Here is a 23,508-nt window from a genome sequence, read left to right as displayed (position 1 = left end):
CTTATTACTTACATATATAGTTATTTTTTCATTTTCTAAAATTATATCCGCCCTATACTTATCTACTGGAACATAATATTCTTTAAAAACGCCTTAATAACTTACGCTATAACTTCTTCATAATTAATAATTCCATTACTTGGGCCATTAAATATAACCTTCATTAATTTTCCTTTTTTAGTTTCTAAATCCTGTAGATTTACTATACCTACTTCATTATAGAATATACCTTTACCTGCTTCCTTTATTAAATTTCTACATTTATTTTTTCTTTTTGATATAAACTCTAACTCAATGTTATTACTTTGCATAAATCTATTTATTTCATTAATCATTGGAAATTTTTTAATATCTTTATCAGTAATTATTTTTCTTGTTAATATTTCTGATAATTTATTATTAGATGAATAAATTTTTATTTCTTCATTTATTCCAAGTCTTTTAATAATTTCAATAGCATGACATAACGCTAATTCCTGGGAATTTTTCTTTAACCCTTGTCCTACTCTTTTGGAATAATTAATATTAATATCTTTATAATTGCAATATACTCCTGAAAACATACCTTTTCTTTTACATCCACCATCAATATAAATTTTAACCATAATTTAAAACCTCCCTTTTTTTAAATTATGGACAAACTCACACTTTCTTAATCATTGATTATAATATTATATATATATAAGTTTTTAGGAGTGTTTTTATGGCTAATTACTTAACTCATTACTTTAAAAATTTTTATAGAAATATTAACTATAAATTAAATACTATCCTTAGGGAGTATAAAGTTGATAAGGATTATTTAACCACTATTACAAATCTTGTCAATAGTAATAACTTTACTAGTGATACCTACTATTTTATTTACGTTGATACTAAAAATTTTAAGACAAATATTTTTGAAGGCTCTAATAATAAGTGGAAGCTTTCGCGCAGTTACCTATGTAGTATTGGAAAGGCATCTACCCCTACTATTAAAGGCGACTTTAAATTAGGCATTAAAGGTCTTTATTTTGGAGTTAATAGAGGTTATAAATGTTGGTACTATAGCCAAATAAAAAACAATTACTTATTCCATTCAATTATTTATAATTTAGATGGATCTATAAAAGATGGTAGACTTGGCATGGCTATCTCTGATGGTTGCGTAAGGCTCGCTAAAGAAAACGCTAAGTGGATTTGGGATAATGTACCTAGAAATACCTCCATACACATTGTATAGTTATATGATACCTTTAAGCCTTTGACTGGTTATTTTTTTAGTTCTAATAAAAAAGAAACCCGAAATTTTTCGAGTTTCTTTTTTATCATTTTATTATGATCCTGTTTTTATCGGTACTTCAGGCACTACTGGAGTATCTGTTTTTTCAGTTTCTGATTTTTCTACTAATTTTATTGTTATATTTTCAAAGGAGTTTGTTAAAACAAATCTACCCTCTCCAACTTTTATATACTTAACCTTAACCTTATCTCCAAGGGAAGTTAATGCTACTTCTCTTGATGTTTCTGTTGAAATTGAAAAAATATGATCATTTCCTTTTAATTTTATATCATATATACTTGTTCCATCTTTAACAACAAGCCCTATTCTTTCAACTTCACTCTCAAGAGTTTCTTCACTACTTGAACCTTCTAAAGATATATTAGTATTTGTTAAACCTTCTAAATATTTGTTTAATGTGCCTTGAAGAGAATCTCCAACACCTACTATATTATAATTTTTAACATTTACCATTGCATATTGTTTTACAAGTCCATTTGAATCTTTTAATGTTATAAAGTAAGTTGGTTCATTTTGAATATTAATTAAATATGGGAATGTTGCTTTATATCCAAATTGTTGTACCTTACCTTCAGCAGATTGCATACTTGCAGTTTCAGTTGCTCCTGCTGTTTTATATAAAGTAGTTTCTCCTGTTCTTGTATTTGTTAATGTAAATCCTACTAATCCTTCATCATTACCAACTGAAGTTACTCCTGTATAATAATAACAAATATCTTTATTAAATATTAAATTCATTCCCTCTGTACTCTTTAATTTATCTTTATCGTTAAAATTAAATATACCATGAACTAATTTTCCCCATTTATCTACATAACCCTTAATATACTTATCTGGTTGTATTCTATCTACCCACTTTGGAGTATTTTCAATATCATAAACTTGTGATTCTCCTGTTTGAGAATTTATAACTAATGTTCCTATTGCTTTTGCTTCAGCTATTCCAACCGCATTATCATATCTAGTAATAGTCCAATATGGATTTCCTGAGTCATCTAATTCAAAGGTATAATCAGTGTGTCCTGCTTTCATATCCCTAAAATAAGCTGCTCTATTTAGATCATCTAATAAATATGCTGATTTTAGATATTTTATTTTTAATTCTTTTCCTTCTATTTCTGTAATTAATTGAACATCACTTTGGTTTGTGGCACTAACTTTTATGTACCCTGGAGTACCATCATTATTAGTTAACCATTTGAATAATGATGAATGTTCAAGTGGAGCAACATAGTATAGTTGTCCATTAACACTTTGTAAATTTAAATCACCAATAGTAACTTGACTACCTAAACTTGAGATTTCTCCAAGTTTTTTATCTGCTAATTTATAAGCAACATCTTTATCTATAGTTGGTAATTGCTTAAGATCAATATATTCTATCTGACTTGTAAAATCAACTTCTTTTACTTCACCAATCAAGCCTCTATGTGCTTTATAATTTATAATTGGACTAGAGACAATTATCAATGCAAAATATATAACTACAGCTATAATTCCTGCCATTCCATATTTTTTATCAAATGTCATCAATGAATATGCAATACTTACCACCACAAATATACCTATCACATAAAATATGCTTAATGTAACATCTAATATTAGGTTACCACCTAAAAATAAAATAACTCCACCTAATGCATATGCCCCAATTAAAAATTTTAAATATTTAACAAATGAACTCTTCTTTGGTTTAAATTCACGAATATTATCCAATTTAATTCCTCCATAAATATTGATTTTTTTATTACTTCTAATTGCATTATAGCATGACATTATAAAAAAAACTATTTATATTTTATTTAAAATCACTTTTAAGAGTATCTTTTACTTCTTTTGCTTTTTTTATAGCTTTTTGAGTTCTTAAATATGGAGTAACATCTATTATAGCCATAAGAACTCCTATTGTTATCATTAAACTAACTTGAAATAATCTCACAGTATGTCCCCCTCCTTTATTCTGTATTTACTATATTCTATGCTACTTCAATAAAAGAGGAATAAGCTTTCATATTATATTACTTTTTAAAAAATTTCCTAAAATTAAAGGCGTTATAACTTACGTTATAACGCCTTATAGTCAGTCAAAATAGTATGCTGTCCTATACTAACTACCTACATTATTATTCTAGACACTTTTTTGAAATTATATACATATTTTTATTTTTAATATCAAATCAACTTATTTAGGTTTTATAATGTAGTATATTTTGATATTATTAATTTATAAACTTTTATGAGGTGATTTTATGAAAGAAAATTTATATAAGGCGTTTAAAAACTTTACTCCATATATTAATGGAGCTGAAAATATGAAGAAATATTCTATTTTAATACCTTTAGTAGAAAAGGATAATAAGACACATATACTTTTTGAGGTAAGAGCTAAAACTCTAAGAGCACAACCTGGAGAAATTTGTTTTCCAGGTGGAGGGATTGAAAATAATGAATCTACCTATGATGCAGCTATTCGTGAAACTTGTGAGGAACTCGGAATAAATAATAATGATATAGAAATAATATCACCTTTAGATTTATTTGTATCTCCATTTAATTTTATAATTAATCCTTATGTTGGCTGGTTAAAAAATATAGAAGATTTACATATTAACAAAGATGAGGTTGATCATATATTTTTAGTTCCCGTAGACTTTTTGTTGAAATATGCTCCTTTAGAATACATTAATACTATCGGTATTAATAGATGTGCTGATTTTCCTTTTGATTTAATTCAAGACCCTAATTACAAATTTAAGACCTCTCCTTATCCAACTCAATTTTACATTTATAATGATTATGTCATTTGGGGATTAACAGCTAAAATACTTAATAATTTTTTAACTACTTTTAAAGATAATAAATAAAATATTCCTTACTAATTTAAATTTAATATTTATGTTTTGAGATATATTATTAATATTTTATATAAAACATAAAAAAGTGGATTCATATTATTGAATCCACTTTTCACATTACTAATTTGATTTTAGTTATTTTAGTTTTACATTATGATTTTGATGCTTAATTCATATTGTAATATTCATGGTTATTTTAAATTAGTTGAAGTCCATTCATTGTTTGTTGCTGTTTTTTCATCACCATGTTGAGAGCCTTGATGTGAAGAACTTTCATCCTTTGAATGTTTGTGTCCACAACGAGATTCATCGCTATGTTTATTATTTTTATAAGATGTTTTTTCTTCAGCATTACTCATATTACCTACACCTCCTTATTATTTAAAGAATGTAACAAGAAATCTACCAGCTTATCTGCTAGTTATTTTCTTGCTCTTCCTTAATAATTCTATTTTGCTCTAATTTCATTTTAAAATTCATTGTAATTAATATATAATTTTCCAATAAAAAACATCTATTAAAATTTCTTAGTTATTTTTTTAAAGTGCCCTAAGTTTATTGCAATATTCATCTATAGCCTCTGCTACATTTTTTGCATCTGCAACAGCTTGAACAACAGTTTTAGCTCCAGTTACTACATCTCCAGATGCAAAAACACCATTTCTAGTTGTATGCCCCGTATGATCTGCAAGTAACAATCCCGATTTATTAGTTTCAAGCCCCTTAGTGTTATTTACTATATTGTTTTTAGGTAATTGACTAATAGCTATAATTACAGAATCACATTCAAATATATTTTCTGAACCTTCTATTGAAACTAAATCAACCCTTCCATCTTCTAAAACTACTTTTTTAGTTTCTATATATCTAACTCCCTCTTCAGTAATTTCAAGAGGAGCCTTATATAATTTAAACTCAATTCCATCAGCCTTAGCTTCTTCTATTTCTACTTTTGTTGCCGGCATATCTTCAACGCCTTTTCTATATAATACATAGACTTCTTTTGCTCCATTTTGCTTTGCCGTTCTAGCTGCATCCATAGCAACATTTCCCGCTCCAATAACACAAACTTTAGTACCTAATCTATATACACTTGGAGATTTCAAATAATCTATTGCATAATGCGAATTACCTAAAGTTTCTCCCTTTATATCTAAAGTTCTTGGGTTCCAAACTCCTGTACCTATAAACGCTGCACTATAACCATCTTTAAATAATTTATCTAAGGTAACAACCGGTCCTATTAAAGTATTTGGTCTTATCTTAACACCTACTTGAATAAGCTTATTTTCAAGTTCATCTATAATAGTTCTTGGAAGTCTAAATTCTGGAATACCATATCTTAAAACTCCACCTATTTTTTCATGACTATCAAATATAGTTACTTTATATCCTTTAGTTGCAAGTACAAATGCAATTGTAATTCCTGCAGGGCCTCCACCAATTATGGCTATTCTATCTTTTAATTTATTTTCAACTATTATTTCTGCTTTTTCTAGAAATTCAGTAGATATTTCCTTTTCTATTTCATAGAAATGTACCGGTTCACCTTTTATTCCTCTAATACAATTCCCCTTGCATTGCTCTTCGTGAGGGCATACTATTGAACATATTAAGGATAAAGGATTATTTTTAAAAAGCATTTCTCCAGCTTCCTTTATTTTGCCCTCTTTATATAATGCAATTACTTCTGGTATAGGTGTGCTTATTGGACAATGCTGTTTACACCTTGGATTTTTGCACATTAAACATCTATCTGCTTCATTTTTTAAAAAAGTTATCATAATTTCCTCCATGTAGTTTTTGGCATATTCAAAAATAACTAGTTATTAATCAAAAATAACTAGTTATTAAGCTAATGTATTTTGAACCATAACTGTTATTTCACTAACTGTTTTTTCAGATGCCTTAATTTTATATAATTATATGATACTTTTGTTCAAAATGAAATACTTTGTAATAATTTTTATTAATTAGAATTTATTGTATTTAAAGGTTTTCATGGTATTCTAAATCATATTTATCTTCAGAAAATAATTACTAATAAAGAGGGGCTGGTAACATAGTTAATGTTACCAGCCCCTCTTTTAAATGTCTCTAATAAGATAAACTACTAAATACAGAAGCCAATACAAAAAACATTATAACAGCTATAACTAAAGATAAACTACAAAGTATTATCCCTGATATAGCCATACCATTGTTTGTCATATTTTCTTTTTTCTTTTTAACTAAATCAATAATTCCAAGTGTTAATCCTATTGGTGCCGTTATCATAGTTATAAACCCGCAGAAAAAGCTAAAAAGCATTCCAACTATTCCCAAAACCAATGCTGCAATATCCATATTAAAAACATCCCCTCTATTTTAATATTTTTCAAAGTAATTTTAAGTAATTAAAATCTTCTTAAATGAAACATAAAAAAAGCTAAAATATAAATAAGTATTAGCATAAATATAATGCCATGATATATAAAATCTACTCTGAAAACATTCACTCTTAAGTCTATGTATTTAAGCTTACTTTTGTTACATATTAGACTAACCCTACCTATTATTTCTAAAACTGAACATATTAGAACAGGCATAGAAATCATATTATACTTAGGCGCAAATATGTTTCCCTTAATTATATTTCTTATATCACTTGTTACTCCACAAAATGGACACGGGTTAGAAGTAAATTCATAATAAAAACATCTAATCATATTAGGTATTATGAGTCTAATTAAATAAGCTATTATAGGCAAAAAAATAACCATAGTTGCAAGCATAATTATAACTAGGTTAAACTCATTGTATCGCTCATATCCTATATCAAATTTTATTTTATTTTTCATATTTGTCATCCTTAAATACTATTCTTATTTTATACTATTTATTACTTAAAACTCTTTTTCTATATCAATATTACCATCTGAGTTTATAATTAGCAATAAATATAAACTATATGTGTTTATTTATTAATTTCTAATTACTATATAAATAATATATACTACATACATTAAAACTAAAATTAGCCCTTCTTTTCTGCTTAATTTACTATTACCCTTTTTCCCAACAAACATAAACCCTCCGAGTATTAATGTGACAACTATTAGAAATATGAGATCTATTCCAAGTTGTGGCAATACTGGTATTGGATTAATACTTGCTGCTGTTCCAAGTATTAAGAGCATGTTAAATATATTTGATCCAAATACATTTCCAAGAGCTATATCATTTTTTCCTTTAATTGCAGCTATAATCGATGTAACCAGTTCTGGTAATGATGTTCCAACAGCTATAATTGTTAATCCAATAAGCTTTTGACTCATTCCAAATGTTGTAGCTATATTTGTAGCAGCATTTACTACCATTTCTCCACCACTAACAACTCCTGCAACTCCAATCAAAATCTTTATTATACAAGTTAATATTTTTATTTCTTCTTGAGGTTCTTCACTTTCTATATTTTCAACGAGTGAATTACTTTTCTTTGTATCTAATAATAATAATAATAAATACCCTATACAAAGAATTAATAATACAATACCATTTAATGTACTTATTTGTGAAGTTCCACCCCAAAGTAGGTCTCCAAAAGTAAGTACCAATAATAATACTGCTACTATTACAGTTATAATAAAATCTTTACTTATACTAGACTTCTTTATTACTATAGGCATTATTATTGATGTTATACCTAAAACCATAAGTGTATTAAATATATTTGATCCTATTATATTTCCCATTGTTATTTCATTAGAGCCTTTTAAAGATGAAATTATACTAACCGCAAGTTCTGGCGCACTAGTTCCTATAGATACTATGGTAAGTCCAACTATTATCTCTGGTATTTTAAACTTTTTAGCTATCTCAGATGCTCCATCTACAAATATGTCTGCCCCTTTAATAAGAAGCACAAATCCAATTATTAGTAAAATATAACTCATTTAAGATTCTCCTTTTATTATATATATAATTATATTTTTATATTATATATCTTTTCCAACCATTTTCACTACCTTTTTCTAGTGAAAACATTAATAATTTATATAAAAAATTTATTTTTATCCCTTATAGTATATTTTTCCATAATTAATTTTTTTTAAACAAAAATATTGTACTTATTATTTTTTTTAGCTATTATTATGTAATATAGAAAAAGGATTGGTGATATTTTATGATACTAAGACGAGAAAATTCGAATGATTTTAATGAAATTAATTTACTTATAGAAGAAGCATTCAATAATAATTTTGAAAAAGAATTAGTTGAAAAAATCCGAAAAAATCCAAGACATATAAATGAACTTTCATTAATTGCGGAAGATATTGATGAAATTGCAGGTCATATACTTTTTAGTGAAATAATAGTTAAAGGCGATATTGATTACCTAGGTGGACTTGCCATTGCGCCATTATCAGTAAAGCCAAGTTATCAAAACCAAGGTGTAGGTACTGCATTAATCCATCAAGGCTTACTCCTAGCTAAGGCCCTTGGTTATAAATTTGTAGTAGTCCTTGGTCATAGTGATTACTACTTAAAATTTGATTTCAAAAAGGCTAGTAGCTTCAATATAAAATCTCCTTTCGAAGTTTCAGATGAATCTTACATGGTTTTAGAACTTAGAGAAAATTCTTTACAAAATATTTCTGGCACCGTAAATTACTTACCGGAATTCTCTAATTAGACCTTTAACTTTAGTAAATTCTCTATCCTTTTAGAAGATTAATAATCACCTGAATTAATATATCAAGAAATTTGTAACATCTGGTTATATATTGCAGTATTATATATTAAAAGTAACTAAAAAAAATTATGAGGTGATTTTTATGAAAAATAATTGTAATCCATGTTCTGATATTAATTGTAATGATGAAACCATAAAAACAACTGTTAAAAATTGTAATGACACTGGTTTTTCTTGGCCTTCTCATCCACTAAAAGCAAAACTTCCTGTTAGAGTTGGTTTTGCTCATGTTAGTGATGTAATTATTGATAACGTAACATTTCCAAATAACGAAAGATTTTCTGAAATAAAGAAAATCCAAAGAAAAGTTGTTGTCACTCAAGCTAAAATTGTATGCAAGCAATTAGTAGTTGAAGGCTTTATACAAAAGAATATTATGTATACAACCCCTATAACTCCAGGGACTACTGTATGTTGTCCCGTTGTTAGAAATGAAGTTAGAGATATAGAATTAATTGTTCCTTTCTGTTTCTCAACTCCATTGCATCACTTAGATCTTGGACATTTACACGAGAAAGAAGAATCCGAAAAAGTATTCCTTGAAAACACAATGGGTGATAATGTTTGTGATAAAGGAATAATGGGAGATGCTGATTGTGCAAAAGTTCATAATCAATTTACACCTTTAAACAAACCTGCATTTGCTGAATTAGAAGGATATTCTATTTGCGAACTTGCTCTTAATAGACATGGATGCCCAGATGGATTATTCGATACTTTCACTGAAAAATTTGTATTAAAGCTTTGCTTCTCAATATATAAATATAAACATTGTCCAGTTTACTGCCCAGGTTCAAAGGATCTCTATTTAACAACAGACGGAGTAGATACTGATTCTATTGATAATACTCAAGAAGAAGAAATGTCTGAAGGCTTATTAAAGCTTAAAGAAGACTTTTAGATTAAACTACTATTTACTTTTCAATTTAAATATTTAAATAGTATTAGTCATCAGAAAAAGTAGCAGTCTAAGGTTCGATGTATATTGGCTAGTTATTTTTTGAAAATGCCTTATTTCATTTAAATGTATAAAAACACAGAGTTACAATAACTCTGTGTTTTTTATATTATTATAGTACTTATAAAAAAAAAGTTTATTACCATTTGCTAATTATACATTTAATTTTAGTAAATTCTCTATCCTTTTAGAAGATTAATAATCACCTCAATTAATATATCAAGAAATTTGTAACATCTAGTTATATATTGCAGTATTATATCTTAAAAGTAACTAAAAAAAATTATGAGGTGATTTTTATGAATAATAATTGTAATCCATGTTCTGATATTAATTGTAATGATGAAACTATAAAAATAACTACCAAAAATTGTAATGATACTGGTTTTTCTTGGCCTTCTCATCCACTAAAAGCAAAACTTCCTGTTAGAGTTGGTTTTGCCCATGTTGGCGGAGTGATTATTGATGACGTAAGATTTCCATGTGACGAAAGATTTTCTGAAATAAAAAAAATCCAAAGAAAAGTTATTGTTACTCAAGCTAAAGTTGTATGCAAGCAATTAATAGTTGAGGGTTTTGTTAAAAAAAATATTATGTATACAACCCCTATAACTCCAGGGACTACTGTATGTTGTCCCGTTGTTAGAAATGAAGTTAGAGATATAGAAGTAATTGTTCCTTTTTGTTTCTCAACTCCATTGCATCACTTAGATCTTGGACATTTACACGAGAAAGAAGAATCTGAAAAAGTATTCCTTGAAAACACAATGGGTGATAATGTTTGTGATAAAGGAATAATGGGAGACGCTGATTGTGCAAAAGTTCATAATCAATTTACGCCTTTAAACAAACCTGCATTTGCTGAATTAGAAGGATATTCTATTTGCGAACTTGCTCTTAATAGACATGGCTGCCCAGATGGACTATTCGATACTTTCACTGAAAAATTTGTATTAAAGCTTTGCTTCTCAATATATAAATATAAGCATTGTCCAGTTTACTGCCCAGGTTCAAAGGATATCTATTTAACAACAGACGGAGTAGATACTGATCCTATTGATTCTATTGATAGTACTCAAGAAGAAGAAATGTCTGAAGGCTTATTAAAGCTTAAAGAAGATTTTTAGATTAAACTAATATTTATTTTTCTATTTAAATATCTAAATAGTATTAATCATCAAAAAAATAGCAATCTAAGGTTCGATATATATTGCTAGTTTTTTTTTGAAAATGCCTTATTTCATTTAAATATATAAAAACACAGAGTTAAAATAACTCTGTGTTTTTTATATTATTATAGTACTTATAAAAAACAGAGTTTACTACAATATATAACTATACATTTAACTTTAGTAAATTTTCTATCCTTTTAGTAGATTAATAATTACCTTAATTAATATATAGTAAGAAATTTGTAACATATAGTCATATATTGCACTATTATATATTAAAAGCAACTAAAAAAAATTTATGAGGTGATTTTTATGAATTGTGATCCATGTTCTGATATTAATTGTAATGATGAAACTATAAAAATAGCTACTAAAAATTGTAATGATACTGGCTTTGCTTGGCCTTCTCATCCACCAAAAGCAAAACTTCCTGTTAGAGTTGGTTTTGTCCATGTTGGCGGAGTGATTATTGATGATGTAAAATTTCCATGTGACGAAAGATTTTCTGAAATAAAAAAAATTCAAAGAAAAGTTATTGTTACTCAAGCTAAAGTTGTATGCAAGCAATTAATAGTTGAGGGTTTTGTTAAAAAAAATATTATGTATACAACCCCTATAACTCCAGGGACTACTGTATGTTGTCCCGTTGTTAGAAATGAAGTTAGAGATATAGAAGTAATTGTTCCTTTTTGTTTCTCAACTCCATTGCATCACTTAGATCTTGGACATTTACACGAGAAAGAAGAATCTGAAAAAGTATTCCTTGAAAACACAATGGGTGATAATGTTTGTGATAAAGGAATAATGGGAGACGCTGATTGTGCAAAAGTTCATAATCAATTTACGCCTTTAAACAAACCTGCATTTGCTGAATTAGAAGGATATTCCATTTGCGAACTTGCTCTTAATAGACATGAATGCCCAGATGGACTATTCGATACTTTCACTGAAAAATTTGTATTAAAGCTTTGTTTCTCAATATATAAATATAAACATTGCCCAATTTATTGTCCAAGCCCACGTCCATGTCCATGTCCACGTCCATGTACAACTGGTAACTATTCCAAAACAGAAGGAGTAGATACCATCCCTAATGCTTCTGTTGATAATACTCAAGAAGAAGAAATGTCTGAGGGCTTATTAAAGCTTAAAGAAGATTTTTAAGCTAAACTAATATTTATTTTTTAAAATATTTTATTTTATTTAAATATACAAAAACACAGAGTCACAATAACTCTGTGTTTTTTATATTATTATAGTATAGTAATTATTAAAAGCAGGAAATACATTGAATTATTTATCACAGTTAGCAACCTTTTTATTTTTATATACACTTAGCAATTCAGACTACCAAAAATCTCTATTTTTTTCTATTATAATTGATTTATGTAGTTCAAATTATCAACAACACAATAATAATAATAATAATAATTTGTTCTTAACCAAACCTACTCTAAAATATGATAGTAGGTTAAATCCTAAACATATAAATTGTTATCATTGTAATAATAATTTATCAAGGTATATTAAAAATATTAATACTTCCCTAGATTCAAATACAGATTTGACTAAAGTCCCTATCCATTTTTATAATGTTCCTACTACTTTGAGCAACGATAAAAATAATTATACTAATGCTGCCGCTACTAATAAACGCTACCTTTATAACTCTACTGCTACTTTAACTAATAATCAGAACGATTTCGATAAAAACATGGCTCCCTCAACTAATAGTCAGAGCGATTTCGATAAACATATTACTACTCCAACTAATAGTCAACGTAATTTAGATAAACATACTACTATTCCAACTAATAGTAAACGTGATTTAGATAAACACACTACTACTCCAACTAATAGTCAACGTGATTTAGATAAACATACTACTACTCCAACTAATAGTCAACGTAATTTAGATAAACATACTACTATTCCAACTAATAGTCAACGTGATTTAGATAAACATACTACTATTCCAACTAATAGTCAACGTGATTTAGATAAACATACTACTACTCCAACTAATAGTCAACGTGATTTAGATAAACATACTACTACTCCAACTAATAGTCAGCGTGATTTAGATAAACATACTAATACTTCAACTAATAGTCATCGCTATTTAGATAAACATACTACCACTTCAACTAATAGTCAGAGTAATTTAGATAAATATACTCCTCCTTCAACTAATAGTCAGCGTGATTTAGATAAACATACCACTACTTCAACTAATAGTCAGCGTGATTTAGATAAACATACCACTACTTCAACTAATAGTCATGGCGATTTATATAATTCTATCGATACACATAATCATAAGAAGAAAAAGCAAATAACTTCTTCTATTAAACAGCTTAAAAAATCTGATATACTTAAAGTATCTAAATTAAAAAATATATCCTGTAAAAATGATTTGCCAATACAGTTACCTAAAGTTCCATTAAACCTCTGTAGAGTACCTCTTTTAATAGGTAGCTGTCATGTAATAGATATATTTACGGGTTCCTTAAAATTCTCATATCCAATAAACAATGTAGTTATCAATTTAAATAAAATAGTTATAACTAATAATTATTTATTAGCTGATAACTTTATGGGCGCATCTAGTGCACTATTTTACTTTGAAGGATATTTAAAAACTACTTTTTATACTTTAGAACCTAATCCCTCATCTAAATGCATGATAAATTCTAGCTATAAAGATAATATAATTTATATTCCTTTTACTATATCCAAATATTTAAATATTGGTTATTTACTAGAAAACGAATGCTACTTACTTGAAAATCCTGAACTAGATATTACTAATTTCACTTATGAAACAAGCAAAGAGCTTATGAAAGTTAATGATTTTGATAAACATTCAAATTCATATAATAACTGTAACTTAGTTATTACATTAGATTATTCTATTAATATTTATAGTAAATAACTCTCCGTTCTAGTTAGATTTATTTTAAAAATAACTTAAAAATAATATAATAAAAATAAACTCAGTGATTACTTATCATCACTGAGTTTATTTTATAGAGCTTCAAAAAATAACAAATCATATTCTAGTCTGTTTTCTTTCAGATGACTGATTACATTAGTTCTATAAAATTATTGACTGCTTCTTCTGCATTTTTATAATCTTCTTCTGAAGGTACAAAACAGAATTTCAACCCTGGATCTACAGTTTTAAGCTTTAATGATTTTATTCTAGCTGTTAACATTGGAACACCTTCTCCACTCCATCCAAAAGAACCAAATGCTAAAGCTGCTTTCCCCCTATTTGTTATAGGGCACACTACTGATAATAAATCCCATGCAGGTTTGACTGCATCTTGATTTATAGTTGGTGACCCTACCATAAATCCTTTTGCAGATTCAATTCTTTTTTTGCACTCTTCAAGTGTAATTGATGTAATTTCAGTTACATCAGCTTTAAATCCCTTTGCTTCTAATTTTTCTTTCATGAAATTAGCTATACGTTCTGTATTTCCATAAGCTGTTATATAAAATATTTCTACCTTTTTAAGATCTACAGGTTCTTCTTTTGCCCAAGTTTCATACTTGTTTAAAACACCTTCAATATTTGCTACATGAACTGGTCCATGACTTGGTGCAATAAAATCTATTTCTAAATCTTTTATTTTATTTAATCCCATATTAACAAATTTTTTAAATGGACCCATTATACAATCGAAGTAATATTTCATTTCTACAAAATATTCTTCACCAAAGTTATCTGTTATTTTGCCTTTTGGTGAATAATGACACCCTGTAAAGTCACATGTAAATAAGAAGTTCTTATCTTCTACATATGTAAACATTGTATCTGGCCAATGTAAATTTGGAGCTATTATAAATTTAAGAGTTAATTCACCTAAGCATATTTCTTCTTTAGCTTCTACTCCATTAAACTCTCTATTTAATATATTTTTTAGATTTATTAATGTACTCCTTGAACCAACCACTTTCATATCTGGATAATCTTCAATTAATTTTATTAATGACCCAGTATGATCTAGTTCAGTATGATGTACTATTACATAATCAACTTTTTTTTCTCCAATAACACTGATTAAATTTTCTTTAAATTCATCATAATATCCATCTTTAACAGCATCTAAAACAGCAACCTTTTCATCATTTATAACATATGAATTATAAGTTGTTCCCTTTTTAGTTTCCATTATGATATCAAAAACCCTAAGTTCTGGGTTTTTAACTCCCACCCAATAAATATTATCTTTTAACTTTTCTGCTCCCATTTTAAATTACCTCCATTTTATTTACATTAGTGATTTTTTAAAAACAACAAGTCAATGTACTATGATATTGGCTTGTTATTTTTTTGAATATGCCTTAACTATACTTCATATTTTATCATATCAGTGATTTCATCTATAGCTATAATATATTCATAATGTAATGCTCTAGTAAGTGCTACATATAAAAGCCTTTTATCTAGAATATTGTCTCCGTAATTTTCCGTGCTTGGGTTATATATAATAGTTCCATCAAATTCTAATCCTTTTGTTAGGTAAGAGGGGATTATTACTATTTCACTATTTGAATTCTTTTCTGTCCCTTTAATTAAAGAAACCTTATGTTCACAAGATTTCTTTATTAATTTTTCTAAATCTCTTGCCTCATCTAAGCTCTTAGTAATTATGGCTATACTATTTTTATCTTTTGCTTTTATTTCATTTATTATATTATTTATTTCTATAATGCTTTCCTTTTTATCTAAGCATTTAACAATCTTCGGAGATTCTCCATGCCTTAATACAGGTTTAGCCGGCTTTAGCCCAAGCTCTTGTGCTTCTAATGCCCCGTTTGCAAAGTCTATAACTTCTACTGTTGATCTATAACTTTGTGTTAATTGGATATATGTAGCATTTCCATTAAACACCCCTTCAGTTATATCTTCCCAAGTTTTAATTCCTTTATAATAATAAATTCCTTGTGCTAAATCTCCTACTAAGGTTAAAGAATTCCCATTTGTAAGATTATTTATTAAAGAAATTTGAAGAGGATTATAATCTTGAACCTCATCTACAACAATATGTTTAAATTTATCTTTTTCATCTACACCTTCTAAAAGTAAATTTATATATAAAAGTAAAGCTAAATCATCTTCATCTATTATTCCATTTTCAGCATTTTCTATTACTTCTTTTTTCATGAAATCAGCTAAAGTTTCCGGAATTTTATTTGCTGTTGCTATTTCAAATATTACATCCTCTTTAAAAAGATTTATATATAAATCTTTAGAAGTTATTCCTCTCCAATTTTTAAAGTACTCTGTCATTTTCTTTTTACTGTTTACTCTTATATGTTCTTTTATTTCGTCTCTTTCACCATATACTTCTCTTAATTTTTTCCTTCTCTCTTCTCCATCTTCCATTTCATCTTTTACTTCTCTTATTTCCGTAGCCCATTTCCTATCTATATGAACAAGAAGACTCTCTACTTTTTCTTTTATTTTTAAATTTAGATATCTTTTAATTTCATCTTTTCTTTTATTTATTGGATAATTTTTTAAGTCCTTTAAATATAATCTCATTATTTCTTTTCTTGTAAATAACACATATCCTCTTATTTCTATATCTTTTATATCTAAAGAATTACTTTCAAGTAAGGCTATATATCTATCTATGAATGTTTTAAATAATAAAGTTCCTTTAACTTTAGATGAATTTGTAATAAGCTTTTTAGTTTTTTCATCTTTAATCTCTATTATTTCCTTTATTTTTTCATCCTTAGTTTTAAGCTTACCTTTTAATTTCAACCTTTTCATAACCAATTCTTGGAATGTTGTTTGTGTAACTTCATCTACTCCAAGGTTTGGTAGGATTTCTGATATGTAATCTAAAAAAAGTTTATTTGGTGCTAAAACTAAAATATCCTTTCCTTCTATTGTATCTGAATATCTATAAAGCAAATATGCAAGTCTATGTAATGCTATTGTTGTTTTACCAGATCCTGCTGACCCTTGAACTATAATAGGAAGGTTTTTGGGCCATCTAATTATATCATTTTGCTCCTTTTGAATTGTAGCAACAACTTCTTTAAGCTTTTTCCCTCTACTTTCTTCAAGATTTATTTTTAAGAACTCATCAACTAAATCAGTTCCTTCCTCTTGATTAATTATTATTTCATTTATTCCTTCATCATATATCGCTTCTATATCATCTTCTTTAAACAAGAATTTTCTTTTCAAAGAAAGTTTTCCTTCTATTATTCCAGCAGGTGCTTTATAATAAGCCTCGCCGCCTGTTCCACTATAGTAAAGATCTGAAACTGGTGCTCTCCAGTCTACTATTACCTCTTCACCATCAACAGTTGAGCTTACTCCTTGTTTTCCAATATAGATGCTTTCCTCTTCTCCTCTATGCTCTCTAAACTCTACTTTCCCAAAATAAGGAGAACTTAAGGCCTCTTCATAATTTTCTATTTCTTTTCTTAATACAGAGTGTACCCTCTGTGTAGTTTCCATTTCTTCACTATAATCGCCCTTGGATTCTTTTATTAAATTTTTAAGTTTATTCCCAATATTATCTTCGTTTTGTTTCTTTCCCTCTAATTCATTAATTATCTGTGCTTTTTTTTCTTTAAATATTCCTCTTTCTAGTTCTAATGACTCGCTCATTTTCACCTCTCCAATGTAAGGCATATCAAATAATATTTTCTGAAAATTTATTTTAATATGCTAAACTAATATATTAATTATAGGCTACTACACAAGTAATATCAATGCCATTTAGATTATCATATGAATAATTTGTAATTTCTTTATTATTATTTATAATTCCTTTTACTTTTAATATGTAAAATGTTAAAATCTTTTAGTAAAGGAAGGGGATTTTATTATGACTAAACAAACAAAAACACCTAATTACATAAAAATTGCAGTAGATATAGCTCATAGAATAACAAATAATGAGTTTATTGAAGGAAGTAAAATTTCTGGCAGAACAACTCTAGTAGGGATATATAACGTTTCTCATGAGACTATTAGAAGATCCTTATCTCTTCTTAAAGATAACGATGTTGTTATTGTTAATGAAAAAAGTGGTATTATAATTAATAGCAAGCTTAAAGCTAAAGAGTTTTTAAATATATTTAAAACTAAATCAGATTTTTTTTCACTTAATAATGAAACCTTTAATCTTATTAAACAAAAAAAATCTATTGATAATCAACTTGAGAAAAATATTAACTCTATAATTGAATTTGCTACACAGCTTAGAAATGTTGGTTCAATTATTCCTTTTGAAAGTATTGTAGAAGATGGTAGTGTAGCTGTTAATAAAAGTATCGGTGAACTTAATTTTTGGCAAAACACTAAAGCTACAATAATTGCAATAAAAAGAGATGGTGATTTATTCTTATCTCCTGGACCATACTTTACAATAAAAGAAAATGATATTTTAGTTTATGTTGGTGATGATTGTGTTTTAGAGAATATTAAGAACTATATCTCTATTTAGACTATTTTTTTAGAAATAACAATCCAATAACTAATCAATTTTCATCCATGCGACCCGAGCAAAACCCCCATATAGTATAACTATATGGGGGTTCCATCGCCTCGTGTTTCACAAACTATATATGTTACCTTATATTCTTTTAGATATCTTAATTTTTAAATGAATGTATAGGTGCAGGTATTCTTCCACCCCTTTGTATAAATAAAGCTGAAGAAAATTTATTAACTTTCATTACTGGAGCTGTTCCAAGGAGCCCTCCAAGTTCAACCATATCTCCAACTTCGCAACCAGGTGCTGGTATTATCCTAACTGCTGTAGTTTTATTATTTATTACTCCAATTGCAGCTTCATCTGCTATAATTGCGGCAATTGTTTCAGCTGGTGTATCCCCAGGTACTGCTATCATATCAAGTCCTACCGAACAAACAGCTGTCATAGCTTCAAGTTTTTCAAGGTTTAATGATCCATTAACTACTGCAGCTATCATTCCTGCATCTTCTGAAACTGGTATAAACGCTCCGCTTAACCCTCCAACATGACCACATGCCATAACTCCGCCTTTTTTAACCGCATCATTTAACATTGCAAGTGCTGCAGTTGTTCCATGAGTTCCTACAACTTCAAGACCCATTTCTTCTAATATATGTGCAACTGAATCTCCAACTGCTGGAGTTGGTGCTAATGATAAATCTATAATACCAAACGGCACATTTAATCTTCTTGATGCCTCTTCTGCAACTAATTGACCAATCCTTGTGATTTTAAAAGCTGTTTTCTTAATTGTTTCACAAACAACATCAAAGGATTCGCCTCTTACTTTTTCTAATGCCACTTTAACAACTCCAGGTCCACTTACTCCTACATTTATAACTTTTTCAGCTTCACCTACTCCATGAAAAGCCCCTGCCATAAATGGATTATCTTCAACTGCATTTGCAAATACAACTAGCTTTGCACAACCAAATCCTTTAGTATCTTTAGTTAATTCTGCTGTTTCTTTAATTATATAACCCATTTCCCTTACTGCATCCATGTTTATACCACATTTACTTGAAGCAACATTCACAGATGAACAAACTTTACTTGTTTTTGCAAGCGCTTCTGGAATAGATTTGATTAATATTTTATCTCCCTTTGTGTAGCCTTTATGTACAAGAGCTGAAAAACCTCCAATAAAATCAATTCCAAGATCTATGGCTGCTCGGTCTAAGGTTTGTGCAAATTTAACATAATTTTCTTCATCTGTAGCCCCTGCTATTATTGAAATTGGCGTTACTGAAACTCTTTTATTTATTATTGGAATACCAAACTCATTTTCTATTTCATGTCCAACCTTAACTAAATCCTTAGCACAAGTAGTTATTTTATTATATATTTTAGTCCTAGCTTTATCACCATCTGGATCTATACAATCTAATAAAGATATTCCCATTGTAATTGTTCTTATATCTAAGTTTTCTTCTTCTATCATCTTTATTGTTTCTAATACATTATTAGTATTCATTATTTAACCTCCAATTAAAGTGTGTGCATTACATTAAATATTTCTGCTCTTTGAATCTTAACATCTACCCCTAATTCATCACCTTTTGAAATTAATGAAGTTTTAGCTTCTTCAAAGCTTGTATTAACTTTTTCTAAATTTAACATCATTATCATTGTAAAATATTCTTCCATAATAGTTTGATTAACATCTACAATGTTAATATCTAATTTTTGTAGCTGCGTACTTATACCTGCTATTATTCCTACCTTATCTTTTCCAATTACAGTTAATATTGCTTTCATTTTATCCACTCCTATTCTTTTTTGTACAAAAAAAGGCATACTACAAAGGCACGAAAATTTTTTCGCAGTTTCACCCTTCTTAGCATATGCCCTACTTACTTAATTACTCAAAAGTTTCATTCATAAGTCATCTTCAAAATAATAAGCTAATACGCTATTTGCATAATCCATATATTCTCTATAAGTTTGCCTATTATTACTTTTTTTATCCCATTAAATATTTCTTCATATAATTTTATTATATTTTACAACTTGTTCTCATTTTTGTCAAATTATTTAATAAAATGAGCAACTAAAATTATGCACTTTTACTATCATTAAATGCTGTATATATATTTTTTCTTCTTGATTTTGCAATTGCTTTTGCCAATGCATAAGCAATTGTACCATCAACATAATGATGAGCAATAGCTCCTATGCATGTTATTATTAAAATTTTATAATCACCTACTGGTACAAATGGTATTATTACTAAAGCTTCCAATATACCATGAATAGGTCCTGTTATTATAATTGCCATTTTAAAGTTTCTATTCTTAAGCACTATTATAGCTCCAATTAGTCCAACCACAATATGTGTTGATGCTCTAAATACTACTGGAAGCGGTAACCCTGTAAGAGAAAATCCAAGTGTTGATCCTATACCTACAACTACTGCAACCATTGGTGATATTAACATTGCTATAAACATAGGCACATGTGACGCAATAGTTGCTGTAAATGGTGGTATTATTATTTTTAAAAATCCAAATTGTATTGGTATTATTATTGCAAATGCAGTTAAAAGTGCTGCAAAAACCATTTGCCTAACTTTTTTATTACTGTTCATTTTAAAGCCCCCTTACTTTTTTAATTTTTCTTAATCATTTTTAAAAGATTACACCTTTACTGTATATACACTAGTATATATGTTTCAGTTATTTTTGTAAAGTATCTATGTAATTTTTCAAGTGTCTAAAGGACATTGAAATAAATAGCAAATCAGTGTTCTAGCCTATTTATTTTAATGTTTATAACGCAAAAAGAGTTAAGTTTATAATTATTAAACTTAACTTTCGTTTTCTCAAATACTATTTTAATATATTCTACTATCTAATTAATATATATGCAAAATATACATTACTCCTTTAATTGTTGTCGTTTAAAATTCCTAATAACCTTTTAACTTTTTTTAATATTCCTACGGTTTTTGGATAAACTATATTGTTTATTGGATTAAATATTTTAATATACATTGTATTTATTGGTTTTTTTGATAGTATATACATTATTAATAATGGACTAGTTAATAAGAGTATATTTCTTATAACTCCCATATTCCATTTTGGTATAGCACCATATAATAAAATAACTAAATATATATGGAATACATAGATATTCATAGTTGATTTAGCTATGCCAGTAAATAATAATTTAGATTTAGGTGTTATATTTATAATACATATACCTAAAACAATTGTTGCTATGTATAATAATCCTCTAAATATCATTCCTTCTAGCGTTGATAACCCAGTATCATAATATGATTGTGAGTTATAAAAAAACTTATAATTCAAAAGATTATTTATAGTTATAAAATATGATACACCCACAAACAAAACTATTATTCCAAAAGAAAATCCTTTATTAATTGACTTTATATTATTTATGGTTCTTTCTTTAGTAAAATATCCTATTAAAAAAAATGGTAAAAACGTAACTGTTCTTAACATAAATCCTAATGAATAACTATTTGGTATAATACTTATTGTAAGCGCCCCTAATATGCTCATTGCAATTATGTATTTAATTTTACTTAAATATTTAATTAATAATCTCCATATAAATAAGCTAATTAAGTACCAAAGGGTCCATCCAGGATTAAATAAAGAAAATATAAATTCTCCAGTCCATATAGATGCTATTACATACCATACTATATTAAAGAAAACATATGGTATTAATAGACTTTTTAAAAGCCCAACCCTGCATTTTTCTACATTTTTGGAAAAATATCCAGATATAAAAACAAACAGTGGCATATGAAACAAATATATAAAAATGTATATTCCCCTAAGTAAATCACTGGATTTTATATAATATTCTATTACATGTCCAAACACAACCATCAACATTAGTAATACCTTTAAATTATCTATTAAGTAGTTTCTCTCTTTATTTTCTCTCATTACTATCCCCCTACGATCTACAGTAATTCTATTTTTTTACAATGTATTTATGAACTCCAATACTATTTTAGACATTTGTTCTCCCTTACCTATAATTAATTCATTAATATCTGAGTGATGCTTACCTTTAACAATTTCTAACATTGCTAGTTTATTCATACTATTAATTTTATTTATAAAGCTACTAGAATTTTCTTTATTAATAAGTGGGTCTCGATCCCCATGAATGCATAAAACTGGAACCTTCGTATCTTTACTAATTAAATTTATTGGATTTGCATTATTTATATTAGTATTTTCACCTAAGTAATTTTTTATAAGTCTTTTAGAATGCTTTGAAGTACATTTTTCGAAGTTTAATACTCCTGAAAATGTAATTAACCCTTTTAAAATAGAGCTATTTATTTTATATTTTTCTTGCATTTTTCTATTAAATATAAGATTTGCTGCAAGCTCTCCCCCAGCAGAAAATCCCATTATTATAAATTTTCTATCCCTATAATGCATATTTCTTTTAGAATAGCTTGAAAATGCAGAATATATATCCTCTATTTGACTCGGATACTTATGCAACGGTGTTAATCTATATGCTGGCAAAACTACTGTATATCCTAATTTTGCAAAGTACTTTCCTATGCAAGTACACATTTTGGGGCTTCCATGCCACCAACCTCCACCATGTATGAAAAATATTACAGGCTTGTCATTATTTTTTTCATTATACAACCTATAATATTGCTTTATATCTTTTCCATATTTAATATGTTTCGCTTTCATATCCCTGTCGACTATAATATTATATTTAATAGTTTTAAAGACTAAACGAACTCTATTTAAATTTTCTTCTATCCTAAAATTATTCATTCTTATCTTCCAATCCTTTATATTTATTAAAGTTAATATGATCTATTCAATTAAGGCATCTAAAAAAATAACAAACTAATATACATCGCATCTTAACTTGTTATTTTTTTAAATGCCTAATTCATTTTTTTATAAGTTGTATTTTATAGTGTAACCAATTTTCTGAAATTTATTTTATTATCTTAACTTTGTTTCCTTAAGG

23 protein-coding genes are annotated in these 23,508 nt (G+C 27.5%); 8 read left to right on the top strand and 15 right to left on the bottom strand.

The window, feature by feature from the left end:
• Positions 1 to 101: 101 nt before the first annotated feature.
• Positions 102 to 605: a ribonuclease H family protein gene (locus tag BLS77_RS01530; RefSeq protein ID WP_089965127.1), complete on the bottom strand. Its 504-nt coding sequence runs from the start codon at positions 603 to 605 to the stop codon at positions 102 to 104.
• A 98-nt stretch (positions 606 to 703) separates the two neighbouring features.
• On the opposite strand from BLS77_RS01530, the gene BLS77_RS01525 reads away from it, so the two are divergent.
• Positions 704 to 1,222, top strand: a complete 519-nt coding sequence (locus tag BLS77_RS01525) for a L,D-transpeptidase (RefSeq protein WP_089965126.1) — start codon at positions 704 to 706, stop codon at positions 1,220 to 1,222.
• Positions 1,223 to 1,315: 93 nt separating this feature from the next.
• Here the strand turns inward: BLS77_RS01525 and BLS77_RS01520 are convergent, their stop codons facing one another.
• A complete protein-coding gene (locus BLS77_RS01520; protein ID WP_089965124.1) occupies positions 1,316 to 2,998 on the bottom strand; it encodes a cell shape-determining protein in 1,683 nt (560 codons plus the stop codon).
• 82 nt (positions 2,999 to 3,080) lie between these two features.
• On the bottom strand, positions 3,081 to 3,221 hold the full coding sequence (locus BLS77_RS19650) for a hypothetical protein (protein ID WP_167867461.1): 141 nt from the start codon (positions 3,219 to 3,221) through the stop codon (positions 3,081 to 3,083).
• A gap of 310 nt (positions 3,222 to 3,531) precedes the next feature.
• On the opposite strand from BLS77_RS19650, the gene BLS77_RS01515 reads away from it, so the two are divergent.
• On the top strand, positions 3,532 to 4,146 hold the full coding sequence (locus BLS77_RS01515) for an NUDIX hydrolase (RefSeq protein ID WP_089965122.1): 615 nt from the start codon (positions 3,532 to 3,534) through the stop codon (positions 4,144 to 4,146).
• Between the two features lie 182 nt (positions 4,147 to 4,328).
• Here the strand turns inward: BLS77_RS01515 and BLS77_RS19645 are convergent, their stop codons facing one another.
• The 5 genes from BLS77_RS19645 to BLS77_RS01495 all read right to left on the bottom strand — a co-directional run bounded on the left by BLS77_RS19645 (position 4,329) and on the right by BLS77_RS01495 (position 8,072).
• Positions 4,329 to 4,496: a hypothetical protein gene (locus BLS77_RS19645; RefSeq protein ID WP_175490730.1), complete on the bottom strand. Its 168-nt coding sequence runs from the start codon at positions 4,494 to 4,496 to the stop codon at positions 4,329 to 4,331.
• 180 nt (positions 4,497 to 4,676) lie between these two features.
• Positions 4,677 to 5,921, bottom strand: coding sequence for an NAD(P)-dependent oxidoreductase (locus BLS77_RS01510; RefSeq protein ID WP_242873909.1), 1,245 nt, complete (start codon positions 5,919 to 5,921; stop codon positions 4,677 to 4,679).
• A gap of 313 nt (positions 5,922 to 6,234) precedes the next feature.
• Positions 6,235 to 6,483, bottom strand: coding sequence for a DUF4190 domain-containing protein (locus tag BLS77_RS01505; RefSeq protein ID WP_089965118.1), 249 nt, complete (start codon positions 6,481 to 6,483; stop codon positions 6,235 to 6,237).
• A gap of 50 nt (positions 6,484 to 6,533) precedes the next feature.
• Entirely contained in the window at positions 6,534 to 6,977 is a 444-nt protein-coding gene (locus tag BLS77_RS01500) for a hypothetical protein (RefSeq protein ID WP_089965116.1), read from the bottom strand.
• A 123-nt stretch (positions 6,978 to 7,100) separates the two neighbouring features.
• Complete coding sequence (locus BLS77_RS01495; protein WP_089965114.1) at positions 7,101 to 8,072, bottom strand: calcium/sodium antiporter; 972 nt, start codon at positions 8,070 to 8,072, stop codon at positions 7,101 to 7,103.
• A gap of 230 nt (positions 8,073 to 8,302) precedes the next feature.
• Between BLS77_RS01495 and BLS77_RS01490 the strand changes: the two genes are divergently transcribed.
• The 5 genes from BLS77_RS01490 to BLS77_RS01470 all read left to right on the top strand — a co-directional run bounded on the left by BLS77_RS01490 (position 8,303) and on the right by BLS77_RS01470 (position 13,937).
• Positions 8,303 to 8,812, top strand: a complete 510-nt coding sequence (locus tag BLS77_RS01490; RefSeq protein WP_089965112.1) for a GNAT family N-acetyltransferase — start codon at positions 8,303 to 8,305, stop codon at positions 8,810 to 8,812.
• Between the two features lie 142 nt (positions 8,813 to 8,954).
• Positions 8,955 to 9,773 (top strand): hypothetical protein, encoded by an 819-nt coding sequence (locus BLS77_RS01485; RefSeq protein WP_089965110.1) that lies wholly within the window; start codon positions 8,955 to 8,957, stop codon positions 9,771 to 9,773.
• Positions 9,774 to 10,129: 356 nt separating this feature from the next.
• Positions 10,130 to 10,957, top strand: a complete 828-nt coding sequence (locus BLS77_RS01480) for an SPOCS domain-containing protein (RefSeq protein WP_089965108.1) — start codon at positions 10,130 to 10,132, stop codon at positions 10,955 to 10,957.
• A gap of 357 nt (positions 10,958 to 11,314) precedes the next feature.
• Positions 11,315 to 12,166, top strand: coding sequence for an SPOCS domain-containing protein (locus BLS77_RS01475; protein ID WP_089965106.1), 852 nt, complete (start codon positions 11,315 to 11,317; stop codon positions 12,164 to 12,166).
• Positions 12,167 to 12,608: 442 nt separating this feature from the next.
• Positions 12,609 to 13,937: a hypothetical protein gene (locus BLS77_RS01470; protein ID WP_139164804.1), complete on the top strand. Its 1,329-nt coding sequence runs from the start codon at positions 12,609 to 12,611 to the stop codon at positions 13,935 to 13,937.
• Positions 13,938 to 14,088: 151 nt separating this feature from the next.
• Here the strand turns inward: BLS77_RS01470 and BLS77_RS01465 are convergent, their stop codons facing one another.
• Positions 14,089 to 15,261 (bottom strand): FprA family A-type flavoprotein, encoded by a 1,173-nt coding sequence (locus BLS77_RS01465; protein ID WP_089965102.1) that lies wholly within the window; start codon positions 15,259 to 15,261, stop codon positions 14,089 to 14,091.
• A gap of 98 nt (positions 15,262 to 15,359) precedes the next feature.
• Positions 15,360 to 17,645: an RNA polymerase recycling motor HelD gene (gene helD, locus BLS77_RS01460; RefSeq protein ID WP_089965100.1), complete on the bottom strand. Its 2,286-nt coding sequence runs from the start codon at positions 17,643 to 17,645 to the stop codon at positions 15,360 to 15,362.
• A gap of 220 nt (positions 17,646 to 17,865) precedes the next feature.
• Between helD and BLS77_RS01455 the strand changes: the two genes are divergently transcribed.
• Positions 17,866 to 18,486 carry a GntR family transcriptional regulator gene (locus BLS77_RS01455; protein WP_089965098.1) on the top strand — a complete coding sequence of 207 codons (621 nt, stop codon included), beginning with the start codon at positions 17,866 to 17,868 and terminating at the stop codon, positions 18,484 to 18,486.
• 148 nt (positions 18,487 to 18,634) lie between these two features.
• Here BLS77_RS01455 and BLS77_RS01450 read toward each other — a convergent pair whose 3' ends face one another.
• The 5 genes from BLS77_RS01450 to BLS77_RS01430 all read right to left on the bottom strand — a co-directional run bounded on the left by BLS77_RS01450 (position 18,635) and on the right by BLS77_RS01430 (position 23,306).
• Positions 18,635 to 19,990 carry a PFL family protein gene (locus tag BLS77_RS01450; RefSeq protein ID WP_089965096.1) on the bottom strand — a complete coding sequence of 452 codons (1,356 nt, stop codon included), beginning with the start codon at positions 19,988 to 19,990 and terminating at the stop codon, positions 18,635 to 18,637.
• A 14-nt stretch (positions 19,991 to 20,004) separates the two neighbouring features.
• The gene (locus tag BLS77_RS01445) at positions 20,005 to 20,274 is read right to left on the bottom strand and encodes an ACT domain-containing protein (RefSeq protein ID WP_089965094.1); all 270 of its coding nucleotides are present in this window, start codon (positions 20,272 to 20,274) and stop codon (positions 20,005 to 20,007) included.
• A gap of 298 nt (positions 20,275 to 20,572) precedes the next feature.
• Complete coding sequence (locus BLS77_RS01440) at positions 20,573 to 21,103, bottom strand: ECF transporter S component (protein ID WP_089965092.1); 531 nt, start codon at positions 21,101 to 21,103, stop codon at positions 20,573 to 20,575.
• 298 nt (positions 21,104 to 21,401) lie between these two features.
• Entirely contained in the window at positions 21,402 to 22,442 is a 1,041-nt protein-coding gene (locus tag BLS77_RS01435; protein WP_089965089.1) for an acyltransferase family protein, read from the bottom strand.
• Between the two features lie 36 nt (positions 22,443 to 22,478).
• Positions 22,479 to 23,306 carry an alpha/beta hydrolase gene (locus tag BLS77_RS01430; RefSeq protein WP_089965087.1) on the bottom strand — a complete coding sequence of 276 codons (828 nt, stop codon included), beginning with the start codon at positions 23,304 to 23,306 and terminating at the stop codon, positions 22,479 to 22,481.
• Between the last annotated feature and the right edge of the window lie 202 nt (positions 23,307 to 23,508).

The sequence above is a fragment of the Clostridium gasigenes genome (assembly GCF_900104115.1).
Classification (GTDB): domain Bacteria; phylum Bacillota; class Clostridia; order Clostridiales; family Clostridiaceae; genus Clostridium; species Clostridium gasigenes.
Note: the sequence above shows the minus strand (reverse complement) of the source record. Positions and strands in the feature narration are given on the sequence as shown.

What these genes read in the sequence shown, in the direction of transcription:
- BLS77_RS01475 (WP_089965106.1), top strand. Translation starts at nt 11,315, where the DNA reads ATGAATTGTGATCCATGTTCTGATATTAATTGTAATGATGAAACTATA.
- BLS77_RS01440 (WP_089965092.1), bottom strand. Translation starts at nt 21,103, where the DNA reads ATGAACAGTAATAAAAAAGTTAGGCAAATGGTTTTTGCAGCACTTTTA.
- BLS77_RS01450 (WP_089965096.1), bottom strand. Translation starts at nt 19,990, where the DNA reads ATGAATACTAATAATGTATTAGAAACAATAAAGATGATAGAAGAAGAA.
- BLS77_RS01435 (WP_089965089.1), bottom strand. Translation starts at nt 22,442, where the DNA reads ATGAGAGAAAATAAAGAGAGAAACTACTTAATAGATAATTTAAAGGTA.
- BLS77_RS01495 (WP_089965114.1), bottom strand. Translation starts at nt 8,072, where the DNA reads ATGAGTTATATTTTACTAATAATTGGATTTGTGCTTCTTATTAAAGGG.
- BLS77_RS01500 (WP_089965116.1), bottom strand. Translation starts at nt 6,977, where the DNA reads ATGAAAAATAAAATAAAATTTGATATAGGATATGAGCGATACAATGAG.
- BLS77_RS01455 (WP_089965098.1), top strand. Translation starts at nt 17,866, where the DNA reads ATGACTAAACAAACAAAAACACCTAATTACATAAAAATTGCAGTAGAT.
- BLS77_RS19645 (WP_175490730.1), bottom strand. Translation starts at nt 4,496, where the DNA reads ATGAGTAATGCTGAAGAAAAAACATCTTATAAAAATAATAAACATAGC.
- BLS77_RS01445 (WP_089965094.1), bottom strand. Translation starts at nt 20,274, where the DNA reads ATGAAAGCAATATTAACTGTAATTGGAAAAGATAAGGTAGGAATAATA.
- BLS77_RS01480 (WP_089965108.1), top strand. Translation starts at nt 10,130, where the DNA reads ATGAATAATAATTGTAATCCATGTTCTGATATTAATTGTAATGATGAA.
- BLS77_RS01490 (WP_089965112.1), top strand. Translation starts at nt 8,303, where the DNA reads ATGATACTAAGACGAGAAAATTCGAATGATTTTAATGAAATTAATTTA.
- BLS77_RS01430 (WP_089965087.1), bottom strand. Translation starts at nt 23,306, where the DNA reads ATGAATAATTTTAGGATAGAAGAAAATTTAAATAGAGTTCGTTTAGTC.
- BLS77_RS01485 (WP_089965110.1), top strand. Translation starts at nt 8,955, where the DNA reads ATGAAAAATAATTGTAATCCATGTTCTGATATTAATTGTAATGATGAA.
- helD (WP_089965100.1), bottom strand. Translation starts at nt 17,645, where the DNA reads ATGAGCGAGTCATTAGAACTAGAAAGAGGAATATTTAAAGAAAAAAAA.
- BLS77_RS01510 (WP_242873909.1), bottom strand. Translation starts at nt 5,921, where the DNA reads ATGATAACTTTTTTAAAAAATGAAGCAGATAGATGTTTAATGTGCAAA.
- BLS77_RS01505 (WP_089965118.1), bottom strand. Translation starts at nt 6,483, where the DNA reads ATGGATATTGCAGCATTGGTTTTGGGAATAGTTGGAATGCTTTTTAGC.
- BLS77_RS01515 (WP_089965122.1), top strand. Translation starts at nt 3,532, where the DNA reads ATGAAAGAAAATTTATATAAGGCGTTTAAAAACTTTACTCCATATATT.
- BLS77_RS01465 (WP_089965102.1), bottom strand. Translation starts at nt 15,261, where the DNA reads ATGGGAGCAGAAAAGTTAAAAGATAATATTTATTGGGTGGGAGTTAAA.
- BLS77_RS01530 (WP_089965127.1), bottom strand. Translation starts at nt 605, where the DNA reads ATGGTTAAAATTTATATTGATGGTGGATGTAAAAGAAAAGGTATGTTT.
- BLS77_RS01525 (WP_089965126.1), top strand. Translation starts at nt 704, where the DNA reads ATGGCTAATTACTTAACTCATTACTTTAAAAATTTTTATAGAAATATT.